At 56.4% G+C, this 13257-nt stretch carries 13 protein-coding genes and 1 riboswitch; of the genes, 9 read left to right on the top strand and 4 right to left on the bottom strand.

The window, feature by feature from the left end:
- Positions 1–95 precede the first annotated feature (95 nt).
- Entirely contained in the window at positions 96–1199 is a 1104-nt protein-coding gene (folE2, locus tag ACR0BU_RS01060; RefSeq protein ID WP_300067438.1) for a GTP cyclohydrolase FolE2, read from the bottom strand.
- Positions 1200–1425: 226 nt separating this feature from the next.
- Positions 1426–2616 (bottom strand): O-succinylhomoserine sulfhydrylase, encoded by a 1191-nt coding sequence (gene metZ, locus ACR0BU_RS01065; protein WP_480735179.1) that lies wholly within the window; start codon positions 2614–2616, stop codon positions 1426–1428.
- A gap of 66 nt (positions 2617–2682) precedes the next feature.
- Positions 2683–2760: riboswitch (SAM riboswitch) on the bottom strand.
- A 120-nt stretch (positions 2761–2880) separates the two neighbouring features.
- On the opposite strand from metZ, the gene ACR0BU_RS01070 reads away from it, so the two are divergent.
- From ACR0BU_RS01070 to ACR0BU_RS01090, 5 genes are all read left to right on the top strand, one after another.
- On the top strand, positions 2881–3579 hold the full coding sequence (locus tag ACR0BU_RS01070; protein ID WP_299885030.1) for a glutathione S-transferase N-terminal domain-containing protein: 699 nt from the start codon (positions 2881–2883) through the stop codon (positions 3577–3579).
- Positions 3580–3649: 70 nt separating this feature from the next.
- Complete coding sequence (locus tag ACR0BU_RS01075; protein ID WP_480735178.1) at positions 3650–4828, top strand: S41 family peptidase; 1179 nt, start codon at positions 3650–3652, stop codon at positions 4826–4828.
- A gap of 233 nt (positions 4829–5061) precedes the next feature.
- Positions 5062–5895 (top strand): creatininase family protein, encoded by an 834-nt coding sequence (locus ACR0BU_RS01080; protein WP_480735177.1) that lies wholly within the window; start codon positions 5062–5064, stop codon positions 5893–5895.
- Between the two features lie 252 nt (positions 5896–6147).
- Entirely contained in the window at positions 6148–6471 is a 324-nt protein-coding gene (locus tag ACR0BU_RS01085; protein ID WP_298932607.1) for a 2Fe-2S iron-sulfur cluster-binding protein, read from the top strand.
- Positions 6471–7265 (top strand): FG-GAP repeat domain-containing protein, encoded by a 795-nt coding sequence (locus ACR0BU_RS01090; protein WP_480735175.1) that lies wholly within the window; start codon positions 6471–6473, stop codon positions 7263–7265. The genes ACR0BU_RS01085 and ACR0BU_RS01090 overlap by 1 nt, the downstream gene beginning before the upstream one ends.
- Positions 7266–7355: 90 nt before the next feature.
- Here ACR0BU_RS01090 and purD read toward each other — a convergent pair whose 3' ends face one another.
- Complete coding sequence (purD, locus tag ACR0BU_RS01095; protein WP_480735174.1) at positions 7356–8618, bottom strand: phosphoribosylamine--glycine ligase; 1263 nt, start codon at positions 8616–8618, stop codon at positions 7356–7358.
- Between the two features lie 75 nt (positions 8619–8693).
- On the opposite strand from purD, the gene xseA reads away from it, so the two are divergent.
- A complete protein-coding gene (gene xseA, locus ACR0BU_RS01100; RefSeq protein ID WP_298932611.1) occupies positions 8694–10178 on the top strand; it encodes an exodeoxyribonuclease VII large subunit in 1485 nt (494 codons plus the stop codon).
- A gap of 3 nt (positions 10179–10181) precedes the next feature.
- Entirely contained in the window at positions 10182–10823 is a 642-nt protein-coding gene (locus ACR0BU_RS01105; protein ID WP_480735172.1) for a glutathione S-transferase family protein, read from the top strand.
- Positions 10824–10830: 7 nt separating this feature from the next.
- Here ACR0BU_RS01105 and ACR0BU_RS01110 read toward each other — a convergent pair whose 3' ends face one another.
- Positions 10831–11211: a hypothetical protein gene (locus ACR0BU_RS01110; protein ID WP_480735171.1), complete on the bottom strand. Its 381-nt coding sequence runs from the start codon at positions 11209–11211 to the stop codon at positions 10831–10833.
- Positions 11212–11372: 161 nt separating this feature from the next.
- Here ACR0BU_RS01110 and ACR0BU_RS01115 point away from each other — a divergent pair, with 161 nt between their 5' ends.
- Both ACR0BU_RS01115 and ftsY read left to right on the top strand, forming a co-directional pair.
- Positions 11373–12011, top strand: coding sequence for a lysoplasmalogenase family protein (locus ACR0BU_RS01115; RefSeq protein WP_480735169.1), 639 nt, complete (start codon positions 11373–11375; stop codon positions 12009–12011).
- 58 nt (positions 12012–12069) lie between these two features.
- Positions 12070–13212 (top strand): signal recognition particle-docking protein FtsY, encoded by a 1143-nt coding sequence (gene ftsY / locus ACR0BU_RS01120; protein WP_299078261.1) that lies wholly within the window; start codon positions 12070–12072, stop codon positions 13210–13212.
- The last annotated feature ends 45 nt before the right edge of the window (positions 13213–13257 follow it).

Genomic DNA, 13257 nt, shown 5'->3' on the forward strand with positions numbered 1-13257 from the left:
AGATTATAACGCAATTGCAGCATTTTTTGCTGCGGCGCGGCAAAAAACATCAACTCAAGGGATATCTTTTTAAATTCTAGAGACTTACACGCTGGTCAGCCGATGTGAAACAACGTCGTGAACAACCTCGGATCAAGGCTAGACGCCTCAAACGTTGGCCCTTCTGTCAGAATCGAAACCGCATCATGGCTGTGCAGGCTTTCCTGATGGCTGGCAATTATCCTGAAATCCCCAACGTGATGATCCGCAAGAAGCTCCGAACAGAACAAGCGCGCCGCATCTTCGACGAAGATGGGATTGGCGGCGTTCAACTCCGCAAACGCTTGTTCATCTTCACGCTTGACCATCACCTGAGTTTCGGTCGGTACCGCACGACGGCACAGCGCGATCAGGTCCTCGAACCAGAGGCAATCGGCATCGCAATCCACGACTACAGAAATCCGGGCCACGGACCGTTGCGAATGTGGGGTCGCCAGTTGACCACGCATCGACCGCGCATGTTCGCTCAACTCAAGAGAACAAGGACAGGTCGACGAATAGACATAGTCGAGATGCATGATCTTTTGCCGCACGCCATTTTGCTCGATCAGTTCCAGCGCGATATCGTAGTACTGATACCCCTCCAGACCGGATCGCAGGCTTGTTACCTTGTCCGGAAAAGAAAAGCGCATCTGGATACGGGCATCAAAGCTTTCCAGATCGGTCATATAGTCATTCAGAGCCGCTTCCATCACCTCGAAACTAAAGGTGCGTTCTGCGTGCTTGTAGAAAGACCGCATGATCCGGGACATGTTGATGCCCTTTTTCTCGGCCTCAAGGCTGACTGTACCAGTGATCGAGGTTTCCAACGTCAGATCTTCATCGTCTTTGCGGTGAAACCGGATCGGCAGACGGAAGTTCGAGATGCCGACGTGCTGAATCTGCTGCTTGGCCCCACGGATCAGACTGGATGGGCCATTCTGCAAATCGGGCAAAGATGCACGATAGGCAGTATCAACGGTGAAACCTTCGGGGTATTCCCGCGTCAGTGACGGGTAGTTCACCGGCGTTAGACCAGGAATCAAACGGGCGGCGGCCGGGTCCAACTGACTGATCTCGGCTGCGGATGCTGATCGCGCCCATTCCCGCAGAACCTTTAGGGCCTCAGCGGCCTGTTCACGATCAGGGGTTTCGTCAATGTCGCGCGGATGAACGTTCATTGCATGGGGTTCCTTGATTGGTCGCAGGAATATATACAACTGTCGGTCTTTTTCCAGTCTATCCCTATACGTGTCATATTGCAGCCCGGATCGAAAAAAACGGCGCAAAATGGTCGCCTTGCGCCTTAAAGCGCCTACACCAAACGAAATTGCCGCTAAAGGGATGTGCGTTCCATCGCAAATGACCAAGCTACAGCGCTGCAAAAGGCCGGATCGCCGTCGCAAACTAGCTTTGTGAGACGTCCAGTGCCTGCCGTATGTCAGCCAAAAGATCGCCAGAATCTTCCAGCCCAACCGACAAGCGGATCAGCCCCGGCGTGATCCCCAGCTCTTCTTTCTGATCATCACTCAGACGCTGATGAGTTGTTGTCGCAGGATGGGTTGCGATCGATTTCGCGTCCCCGAGATTGTTGGAAATCGCTGGAATGGTCATTGCGTTCAGGAACGCAAATGCAGCATCCTTGCCGCCCTTGATATCCAATGAAAGAACCGTGCCACCTTTGCCGCCAAGTTGTGCCTGGACCAATTCATTCTGCGCGTGAGTTTTCAGACCTGGGTAAAGAGTCCGCTCCAACGCCACATGCCCTTCCAGCGCTTCTGCGATTTTCAAAGCGGTGTCTGCCTGTGCATTGACCCGCAAAGCCATGGTTTCCAACCCTTTGAGCATGATCCACGCATTAAAGGGGCTTAGCGCACCACCGGTGTGTTTCAGGTAAGGTTCGACCGTTCCGCGAATGAATTCTTTGGTGCCAATGATAACGCCACCCAGGGCACGCCCCTGCCCGTCTATGTGTTTGGTGGCCGAATAGACGACGACATCTGCCCCCTGCTCGATCGCGCGCGAAAACACCGGGGTCGAGAACACATTGTCCACAATTACGACGGCCCCGACGGCATGCGCCAACTTGGACACAGCGGCAATGTCGATAACTTCCAGTGTCGGATTCGACATGGATTCAAAGAACACTGCTTTGGTCTCGGGGCGGATTGCCGCCTGCCATTGCTCCAGATCCGTTCCGTCAACAAACGTCACATCGACGCCATAGCCGGTCAGGATGTTCTCGAGGATGTACAAGCATGAGCCAAACAGCGCCTTGGCCGAAACAACATGATCGCCAGCCTTCAACATAGACGTCAATGCACCATTGACTGCCGCCATGCCAGACGCCGTGGCAAATGCATCTTCGCCACCTTCCAGCGCGGCAATGCGCTGCTCGAACATGGACACGGTGGGGTTGCCGTAACGGGCATAAATGAACTCATCCGGACCACATTCCAGAAACCGGGCTTCGGCCTGTTCGGCGGTATCGTAGACGAAGCCCTGTGTCAGGAAGATCGCTTCGCTTACTTCGTTGTACTGACTGCGACGGATGCCGCCATGGACGGCTTGGGTGCGCTTGTTCCAGCTCTCGCTCATGTCATTCCTTTCGGCTCCGAACCCGGAGCGCCCAACAAAAAAACCCCAGACGCGGTCAAGCGAAAGGGGTCTTTCATCCTGACCTTTTAGCGGTGTTGTTTATCGTGGCCCGCAATCCGGTAACAAATCGCCACGTAGCTTCTAGCAGGCCAATACGCCCCCTGTGTTTGGTCGTCAAGTCCGACGATAATTTGTCACGGTTTCGTAACCAACCTTGCCGATCCCACCGAAAACCGCATGATCAAGCCAAAACGCGGAGGCCCCATGACACACCCGATCGACCTGTATTTCTGGCCCACGCCGAACGGCTGGAAAGTGTCTATCGCTTTGGAAGAGATGGAGCTGCCCTACACCACTCATCTGATCAACATCGGCAACGGCGATCAATTTGAACCTAATTTTCTTAAGATCGCGCCCAACAATCGGATGCCCGCCATCGTTGATCCCAAAGGTCCAGATGGCGCGCCGATCTCGGTTTTCGAAAGCGGTGCCATACTGATGTATCTGGCCCGCAAGACAGGTCAGTTCTACGGTAATACCGAACGCGACCGGATTGCCGTTGAGGAATGGTTGATGTGGCAGATGGGTGGCGTGGGCCCGATGGCCGGTCAGGCGCATCACTTCCTGAAATACGCCCCACAGATGGATCCGCCGCAAGACCTGCCCTACGCCAAAGATCGCTACCGAGCCGAGGTCGCGCGTCTATACGGGGTGCTGAACCGGCGGCTGGCCGAAAACGAATACGTCGCGGGCGATTTCTACTCGATTGCAGACATGTCGGTCTGGGGTTGGGCCAGCTTATGGGAGGGCCAACAACAAGTGCTGCAGGATAAACCTCACTTTGCGCGCTGGCTGGAGGTCGTCAGCTCTCGGTCCGGGGTCCAAGCAGGACGCGCGCTGCATGCGGATCTGCGGGGGGACCATAGGGACAAGCAGTCGCAAGGGATCTTGTTTCGGCGTTAGAGCGTTTTGCCTGATGTCCAATTTGAGATCATGATGGACATCCGTTTCTTCGTTGCTTTAAGTCTGAACCGTGTCGTTGGTTGAAGACCTTGAACAAATTCTGGACGTGGTCGTCCGAATCGACCCCAGCTTTCAAGCGGTCGAACCAAGTATTGTCGAAGCCTGTATCAGGGACGTACGACAGGACGCGTTGGCCGAGAAAGAAGGCGAGTTCTTGCTTTCGGCAATGCGTCTACTGGCACTACCGGCGAATGGACACACGCGCCTGATCCCAAATGATGCGATCTCGGTGCTGCCGCTTCGGTTCGTGACCGTCGGGAAATCTGTATTCCTGACGAAATCTGGGGTGGTTCCCAGCAACAGCCCAATCGGAAAGCTGATTGCTGTCAATGGCATTCCGGTCGAACAGGTTGAAGCGGCCGCGCAAAGTTATCTTGCCGGGACGCCGCAAAGGAAACGCGTAGTTGGCCCTATCTTGCTTTCGTGGCCACTGGCCCTGTCTCATTTGGGGGCTGCTTCGGCCGGCGATACAACAAGTTACCTAATGCAAGGCGCGGAAGGGCAAGCCGATACTATGGTCGTGGACAACTCAAACATTGTTCCTGCGTCGCAATTGTATCCGAGAAATGAGCATGGACAGATGGATCCGGTGTGGGATTTCAAAGCCCTCGCCGATATCGCGGTATGGCCCGGGATCGGGCTCTCTGTGTGCCTACCCGGCTTTCTGGAAACAGACGACAACCGACTATCCAGATCAATCGCGAAAGCAGCAGCTCGACTACGAAGCTATGCAGCCGTACCTCTGCTAATCGACGTCAGGGGAAACACTGGGGGAGATTTCCTGAAAACCCTGCCTTTAATTGATGCAATCGCAGAAAGCTCGAACAAGCGCCGTTGCGCGGTCCTTGTCGACAAATTCACATTTTCTGCCGCAATTGTTTTTGTGGCTATTCTAAAGCACCGTTTAGGACGCAATCTCGTTCTTGTAGGGGAAGAGATGGGCGATGGCCTGAAGTTCTTCGCTGAAGGCGGATCGGTTGTTCTGCCAAGCAGCGGCGCTGTCGTGCGATATTCAACCGCCCTTCACGATTGGGCGTCTGGATCCATCGATCGCACCACACCGCCCGAAGTCGCAGAGCAGATTCTTAAAGTGGGAAAACTGGAAATCGATCGACACTGGACAGCGTCACCCCAACATGTGGAATCACCAGCTGAAACCTATCAGAGAATTCTTCGAGAGCTACATTGACCACCGACCTAGCAAGCCTGGCATCCCTTTCTGCACCCACCAAAACGTCCGGATCGGGCCGAATATTCTCGGTTTCTTCCAAATCCCTTGGATCACCGCGCATGCACGTTTCACCCGACCTGTATTTTGCCGTGTGACAACACGGGCGCTACTGGTTTCGGCTGACGATGACTGGCGCAAAGAATGATGACCGGCTAGTGCTATTCCACAGAACAGGATCAGAAGGGTTTTGCATGCGTCGGTCGTTGTCTACCAGAAACATCTCGCTTTTGGTATTTGCGGCATTGGCCCTCGCAAGCTTGAACTACTTTCGGGTTGCATCCTCTACGTTCCAATCCAATCGCTTGTTCGTGGAAGAAATGACGTGGCCAGAAGTCCACGCCGCGCTGGAAGCAGGGTATAAAACGGTCATCATCCCGACCGGCGGCACAGAACAGAATGGGCCTCACACCGTTCTTGGTAGGCACAACTTTGTTGTAGCGCATACCAGTAAGAAAATTGCCGACAGGTTAGGAAATACACTGATCGCGCCTGTGATGCCCTATGTGCCGCAAGGTGATGTCGGCGCAGAACCGACTGTTCATATGAAATGGCCCGGAACCATTTCTGTGCCAGAACCTGTTTTTGAACAACTGCTTGAAGCTTCGGTTCGGAGCTTTGCTGTGCACGGGTTTAATGAAATTCTCCTCATCGGAGATAGCGGCGGAAATCAGGCCCCTCAATCCCGTGTTGCCGACACAATGACCCTTGAACTTGCTTCTGCTGGCGTCGTTGTGCGTCACATCTCCGACTATTACGACAGGAACGGTCAAATCGCGTATCTCGAAAACTTGGGATTCGACAAAGAACAGATCGGAACCCATGCCGGGCTTCGTGACACGTCTGAGATTCTTTTCGTTAAACCGGATGAAGCAAACCGTACTCCTCTGCCAATTCCGCCGGGTTGGTATACGGGATTTGACGGCCGGCCTGACCTTGCTTCGTCGGAAATTGGTGAGGCATTGATCCTGCTGAAGATCGAAGCAGCATTGGCGCAAATTCACGATCTGCGAAACGCGCGCCAATAGCGCGCAGGGGAAAGGTTCGTAGGTCGCGCACCAAACTGCGGCATTTGCAAACGCCCCTTTGGGCGTGCGCCCAGCCAATAGGCAGGCCGCGATTTCGGGAAACGCGCGAAATGGAACGATGAGAAAAGAACAAATATGGAACAAACAGAAGGAAAGTCCAGACCCGGCGAGATGAGTCGCAAATGAGACTGGAAAGACCTAAATGCCTTGACTAAGGAAGAGTTCGAACATCGCAGAAGGAAGACGCACGCAATGGCAAAGATCACCTATGTCGAGCATGGCGGTACCGAACACACAGTCGAAGTCGCCAGCGGACTGACCGTCATGGAAGGGGCCCGTGACAACAACATCCCCGGCATCGAAGCCGATTGCGGCGGCGCCTGTGCCTGCTCGACCTGCCACGTTTATATCCACCCAGACTGGGTCGAGAAAATTCCCGACAAAGATGACATGGAAGAAGACATGCTGGACTTTGCTTATGAGCCGGACCCTGCCCGGTCGCGCCTGACCTGCCAGATCAAGGTCACGGATGCGCTGGACGGTCTGGTTGTGCAGATGCCCGAAAAACAGATCTGATGCATCTTGAAGCGCCGCACACGCGCGCTCGCCGGTGGCTGGGCCGGGCTCGCGGCGCACTGCTGGCGTCAAGCGTGTGGTTGTTAACAATAGGGCCAACGTCAGCGGCTGACACGATCATATCCGCACGCTTCACAGAACCGACCACCCGATACGCACATGGTGTGTTGGGTGATAATATCGAATACGGCACGCTGGAAATCACGGTCCAGACCCAACGGTCAAAACAGACACAGGCAACTGATGCTGCCCAAGATCATTCGGTCCTGACTATCCGCCTTCCAGAAAATCGGGTATTCGAAGATCTCTCTCCACGTCTCATGGACGTAGATTCCGATGGCAAGTTCGAAGTAGTCGTCGTGGAATCTCAAGCTCAAGAAGGCGCTCAGCTGGCGATTTATGACGCCTCGGGGCAGAAGATTGCCGCCACCCCGCATATTGGCACACGCTTCCGCTGGCTTGCCCCGATCGGCGCGGCGGATCTGGACCGTGATGGTCATATTGAAGTCGCCTATATCGACCGCCCGCATCTGGCTAAGACCTTGCGAATCTGGCGCTTTGAAAACGGGCAATTGACCGAAATCGCCACCCTGCCCGGCCTCACCAATCATCGGATCGGGGAAGACTTCATCAGCGGTGGCATCCGGGAATGCGGATCAGGTCCGGAACTCATTGTGGCCAGTGAAGATTGGCGCAACATTTTCAGTGTGCGCTACGCGAACGGTTGGGTAAAAAACCAACTCGGCCCGTTTTCGCCCGCAGCTATGGATCAGCACATGGCCTGTTCACAATAGTACTGCCGCAGCCCGCGACAGCGGGCTGCCCGGCCCAAGGCCTGTTGAGACGCATCTAAGATGCGGCGCAAGGGCACGGGAGCTTTTTGATCAAAGCGCTCGCCAGCCGATGTCGCGCCGGTAAAACCCGTCCGGCCAATCGATCCCGTCAACCATCGCGTAAGCCCGGTCGCGTGCTTGCTTCAAGGTCTCACCACGTGCGGTAACGTTCAGCACGCGCCCGCCTGAGGCGGTGATCTGACCGTCAACAGACTTGGTCCCTGCATGGAAAACCATGTTTCTGCTGTCTTCAGGAACACAATCCAGACCTTTGATAAAAGTCCCTTTTTCATAGGATCCCGGATACCCGTCGGCAGCCATGACCACCGTCATTGCATAATCATCCGCCCAGTTGACCTGCGTTTCGCCTAACCGTCCCTCAGCTGCCGCGTGCATCAGATCCATCGCCTGCGCCCCCAAGCGCATCATCAAAACCTGACACTCCGGGTCACCAAAACGAACGTTGTACTCCACCAAACGGGGCCGGCCGTCCTTGATCATCAATCCCGCGTACAGGACACCCTGAAACGGCATACCCCGGCGCTTCATTTCCTCCATGGTGGGCCGGATGATTTCTTCCATCGCGCGCGCCTCGATATCAGCACTCAATACCGGCGCGGGGGAATAGGCGCCCATGCCGCCGGTGTTCGGTCCGGTGTCACCTTCACCGACGCGTTTGTGGTCCTGAGCGGTTCCGATCGAAAGAATCCCCTCGCCATCGCAGAGCACAAACAACGACGCCTCTTCGCCGTCCATGAACTCTTCGATCACAATCTCAGCCCCGGCACCGCCAAAAGCCCCTCCGAACATGTCGTCTATCGCGTCCAGAGCGTCCTGTTCCTCCATCGCCACGATCACGCCCTTGCCTGCAGCCAGACCATCAGCTTTGACGACAATCGGCGCGCCCTGTTCGCGAATATAGGCTTTAGCAGGCCCAGCTTCGGTAAATCGCGCATACGCCGCTGTCGGTGCCCCCGACGCATCACAGACTTCCTTGGTAAAGCTCTTTGAAGCCTCCAATTGCGCCGCTTCCGCCGAGGGTCCGAAAACCAACACCCCGGCTTCACGCAGACGATCTGCAACACCCGCAGCCAATGGCGCCTCGGGGCCTACAATGACAAAATCAATCGCGTTTTCTTCCGCAAAGCTGACCACCGCACCGCCGTTTTCGATATCCAGCGCCGCGCAATCGGCAATTTGGGCGATCCCGGCATTGCCCGGCGCCACGATCAGGCGGTCACATTTAGGGTTTTGCAACACGGCCCAGGCCAGGCTGTGCTCGCGCCCACCACTGCCGAGAATGAGGATATTCATGAATGCGCTCCGATTTGCTTGGCCTTGCCTTCCGGGCGTTCTAAGCTGGGCACGCATTTGACACAAGGCGCTGAAATGTCCGACCTGCTTGACGACCCGGTTCCGGGCCAAAACACACCCGAATACACCGTCTCGGAAATCTCGGGCGAGGTGAAACGCACGCTCGAAGGCTCGTTCGGGCGAATCCGCGTGCGGGGCGAGGTTGGGCGCGTGTTCAAAGCGCGGTCCGGGCATCTCTATTACGACGTCAAAGATGATCGGAACGTTCTGGCCTGCACCACTTGGAAAGGGCAAGTTTCCGGCCTGTCTGTTGTTCCCGAAGAAGGGCTGGAAGTTGTAGTAACCGGTCGTCTGACCGCATTTGGGGCGCAGTCGAAATACAACCTGAATGTCGACGAAGTTGCAGTCGCCGGGCAAGGCGCGTTGATGGCCTTGTTGGAAAAGCGAAAGAAACAGCTTGAGGCCGAAGGTTTGTTTGCGCAGGAACGCAAAAAGCCCCTGCCCTATTTGCCGCAAGTCATAGGCGTTGTGACTTCGCCATCAGGCGCGGTGATCCGGGATATCCTGCACCGCCTACGAGATCGTTTTCCCCGTAAGGTGTTGATCTGGCCAGTGGCCGTTCAGGGTTCAAACTGTGCACCCGAAGTCGCGAACGCAATAACTGGGTTCAACCAGTTTACATCCGGCGGGGCGCTTCCACGTCCCGACCTGATCATTGTTGCACGTGGCGGCGGATCAATCGAAGATCTCTGGGGATTCAATGAAGAAGCGGTGGCCCGTGCTACGGCAGCGTCGGACATCCCGTTGATCTCCGCCGTTGGACATGAGACGGATACAACGCTGATCGATTTTGTTTCGGACCGTCGCGCACCCACGCCCACGGCGGCGGCCGAACTGGCTGTGCCAGTGCGCATTGAGTTGCTAGCCTGGACCGGCGAACAAGGCGCCCGCCTGTCGCGGGCAGCCACAGATGCGGTCCAACGGCGGGCCCAGCGTTTGCGCGATCTGTCTCGCGCCCTGCCCCGGGCCGAGACGCTGCTGGACACGCCGCGTCAGCGGCTGGATCAGGTGTCAGAACGGCTCCCCAATGCGCTCATCCGTGGCGTACAGAACCGCCGAGTCAAACTGCTGGATGCGTCCGCGCACCTGCGCCCTTCGACATTGCGCGGACTGGTGGAGACACGGCGCGACCGCTGGCGCAACCTGTCGTCACGCCTGTCTTTACGCCCGATCCAACGTGAACTCGAAGCCCGTAGCGAGACTTTGTCCCGATTGACCGAACGGCTCAACATCGCACAAACCACGCGACTGGACCGATTGCGCCAGCAGCTTGAGGCAACCGACCGCCTGCGCGAAACACTCAGCTACAAAGCAACGCTGGAGCGCGGCTACGCTGTTGTCCATGCCAACGGCGAGGTGATGACAACCAGGTCACAAGCCGCAGAGCATTCGGTTCTGGAAATCGAATTCTCCGATGGTCGTTTGAAAACCGGCGCGACTGGCAAAACGCCCGCCAGGAAAACCAAACAGGACACCCCTGACCAAGGGTCGTTGTTCTAAGCCATGCTGACCATCTGGGGCCGCAAAACATCATCGAATGTTCAGGCCCTGATGTGGTGTGTTGGTGAACTTGGCCTTGAATATCGACGCCATGATTTAGGACATCACTTTGGTGGCTTGGACACCGAACCGTTCAAACACTTGAACCCAAACCAGACCATTCCGGTTTTGCAGGACGGCGACACCCCACCGATTTGGGAAACCGGTGCGATCCTGCGCTACCTTGCCGCCCGATACGGGGACGATACGTTCTGGCCAAAGGACCCTGTTCAGCGGGCCGAGGTGGACAAATGGGCTGAATGGGCAAAGATCAATGTCGCGATGGCGTTCACAGTTCCAGTGTTCTGGCGCATCGTTCGAACGGCTCAGTCGGCACGGGACGAAAGTGCCATTTTAGCTGCTGTCAACGCGCTCGAAAGCAAACTGAAAATCGCGGATTCGAAACTGATGCAGAGCCAGTTCATCTCCGGGCCCGACCTGACACTGGCTGACATTCAGCTTGGCCACATACTTTTCCGCTACTACGATATTGAAATTCCAAGAGCATCTCTGAAAAATATCCGCCGCTATTACGACGACCTGAGCCAACGAAGCGCGTTCCACGAACATGTCATGATCAGCTATGACGACCTGAAGGTGACTTGATCCGGTTTCAGACCCCAACCTCAGGCCCGTAACAGATCATTTCTTCGCCTATGTCATCCGCTTCATACAGTTCGGTTGCCTGCGGATCGCCTTCGAACTGGGCGATCAAGCCGCCGCCTGACTGCGTAAACACCCAACACTGAGGGTCCAGACGATCCTCATAAATAAAGCAGATTTGCTCACCTTGTTGATACCAGATGCCGTCGCGGCACTTGCCGTCAAGGAAAGACCAGACAACCCGCTGATTGGGCAAATACCGCTCAACCCCATAAACTTGGCCATCATTGCCATAGTACAGCGTCTTACCGCGCGTATAGCTGTCAAATTCTGGGCCGGACAACGGAGGCTGCCCTGCGGCTGCATTGCCCAAAAACACCAACGGAATCATCAGACATCTCAACATGCCTGCATTTTGTCAGATGCAGTGCGCCCGCGCCATACAAGCTTTGGCATCATGGCGCGCACAACTGACTGCCTCGACGTCACTGCTTGCGCCCAATCCGGAACCGAAGTGACATGGCCAAGAACGGTATTTGATCGGGACCTTACATGAAGACAATCCTACTCTGGGCCGCCTTCGGATGCGCCTTGGCCTATCTGGCCCTTACAGCACGCGCCGCCAGCCCCATTCGCACCGTTTTGAAAACGTCGTCGGTCGCCATACTGGCGTTGGTCGCGCTGATGCTGTCCACCCCTTGGATGCTGGTCCTTGCTTTGGCTTTGTGTGCCGTGGGCGACGCCTTGCTATCGCGAGAGACAGAGACAACCTTCATGGCCGGGATCGCAGCGTTCGCCGCCGGGCATCTGACCTATATCGCTTTGTTCCTGACGCACCCTGGAAGCGATCCTGCACTAATCCTGGCATCACCCGCAGTCTTCTGGTCCCTGATCATTCTTGGGATTGTAATGGCGACACTGCTCGCACCGCGAGCGGGCGATCTCAAGGGTCCGGTATTGGCCTACATCCCGATCATCCTCGGGATGGGTGTAACGGTTCTGGCCCTGCCCGAAACCGGCGCGCTACGATGGGCCTTACCTGCTGCCATAGCCTTCATTGCATCGGATTTGATCCTGGCGACCGAGAAATTCCTTCTGCCCGAAGATCATCCGGCGCTCAAGCTTACGCCCTATATGGTCTGGCCGCTTTACTGGGGTGCACAAGCTGGCTTTCTGATCGCCTTTTCGTGACCCTTTGCAACTGCCGTCAATCCGCATTAGGTGAGGGGAACACCTGTGGAGACCAAAGATGGCGTTTTTCTCAAAGCTGAAGGACAAGCTGTTCAAATCCTCATCGCGCCTTGAAGAAGGGCTCGACGCGATTGTCGAGGATGGCGGCGAGGAAACCACAACCCCGGATCCGGTTATCCCGGAACCCGAACCCGAACCGCACCCCGTCCCCGAGATCCCTGAACCCGCGCCGGTCCCGCAGCCGGCTGAAACGCCCTCTCCAATCCCAGCGGACCCCACACCTGCAACGCCACCGCCCGAAGTGCCGAGTTCCAAGGGAGTACTGGGTCGCCTGTTTGCTCGCAGCGACACCCCCACCGAAGTTCGACGCACACTGGACGATGACATGCTCGAGCAACTCGAAGAGCTGCTGATCGCATCTGACATGGGCGTCGATACCGCCCTGCGTGTCACCGCCAACATGGCCGAGGGTCGCTTTGGCCGCAAACTTTCAACGCGTGAAATCAAGCAGTTGCTGGCGCAGGAAGTCATCCGTGTCATGGAACCGGTCGCGAAACCTCTGCCGATTTACCCTAAACGCCCACAAGTGGTTCTGATCGTCGGCGTTAACGGCTCAGGCAAGACCACCACGATCGGTAAGCTGGCCAGCCAATTTAAATCGGCTGGCAAGAAGGTGGTCATTGCCGCCGGCGACACATTCCGCGCAGCGGCAGTCGAACAGTTGCAAGTTTGGGGCGATCGCGCTGGCGTTCCGGTTCTGACAGCGCCCGAAGGCTCTGACCCGGCATCGCTTGCCTTTGATGCCCTGAGCAAAGCGCAGGAAGATGGCGCTGATCTGCTTATGATCGACACCGCTGGCCGTTTACAAAACCGCGCCGACCTGATGGAAGAACTGGCCAAGATTGTCCGCGTCATTCGTAAAGTCGACGATACCGCCCCGCACAACACCCTGCTTGTACTGGATGCAACCACCGGTCAGAACGCGCTGAACCAGGTCGAAACCTTCCGCAATCTGGCCGATGTCTCGGGCCTTGTGATGACCAAGCTGGATGGCACGGCCAAGGGTGGCGTGCTGGTGGCGCTGGCTGACAAGTTCGGCCTGCCGATCCATGCCATCGGCGTGGGCGAGCAGATCGACGACCTGGCCCCATTTGACCCAGAGGAATTCGCCGCCGCCTTGACGGGCCTGGAACAGAGCTGATCCACATCTTCATCTGGCTTCAAATATCCTCGGGGGGTCTGGGGG

Source organism: Ruegeria sp. CK2, from assembly GCF_056536585.1.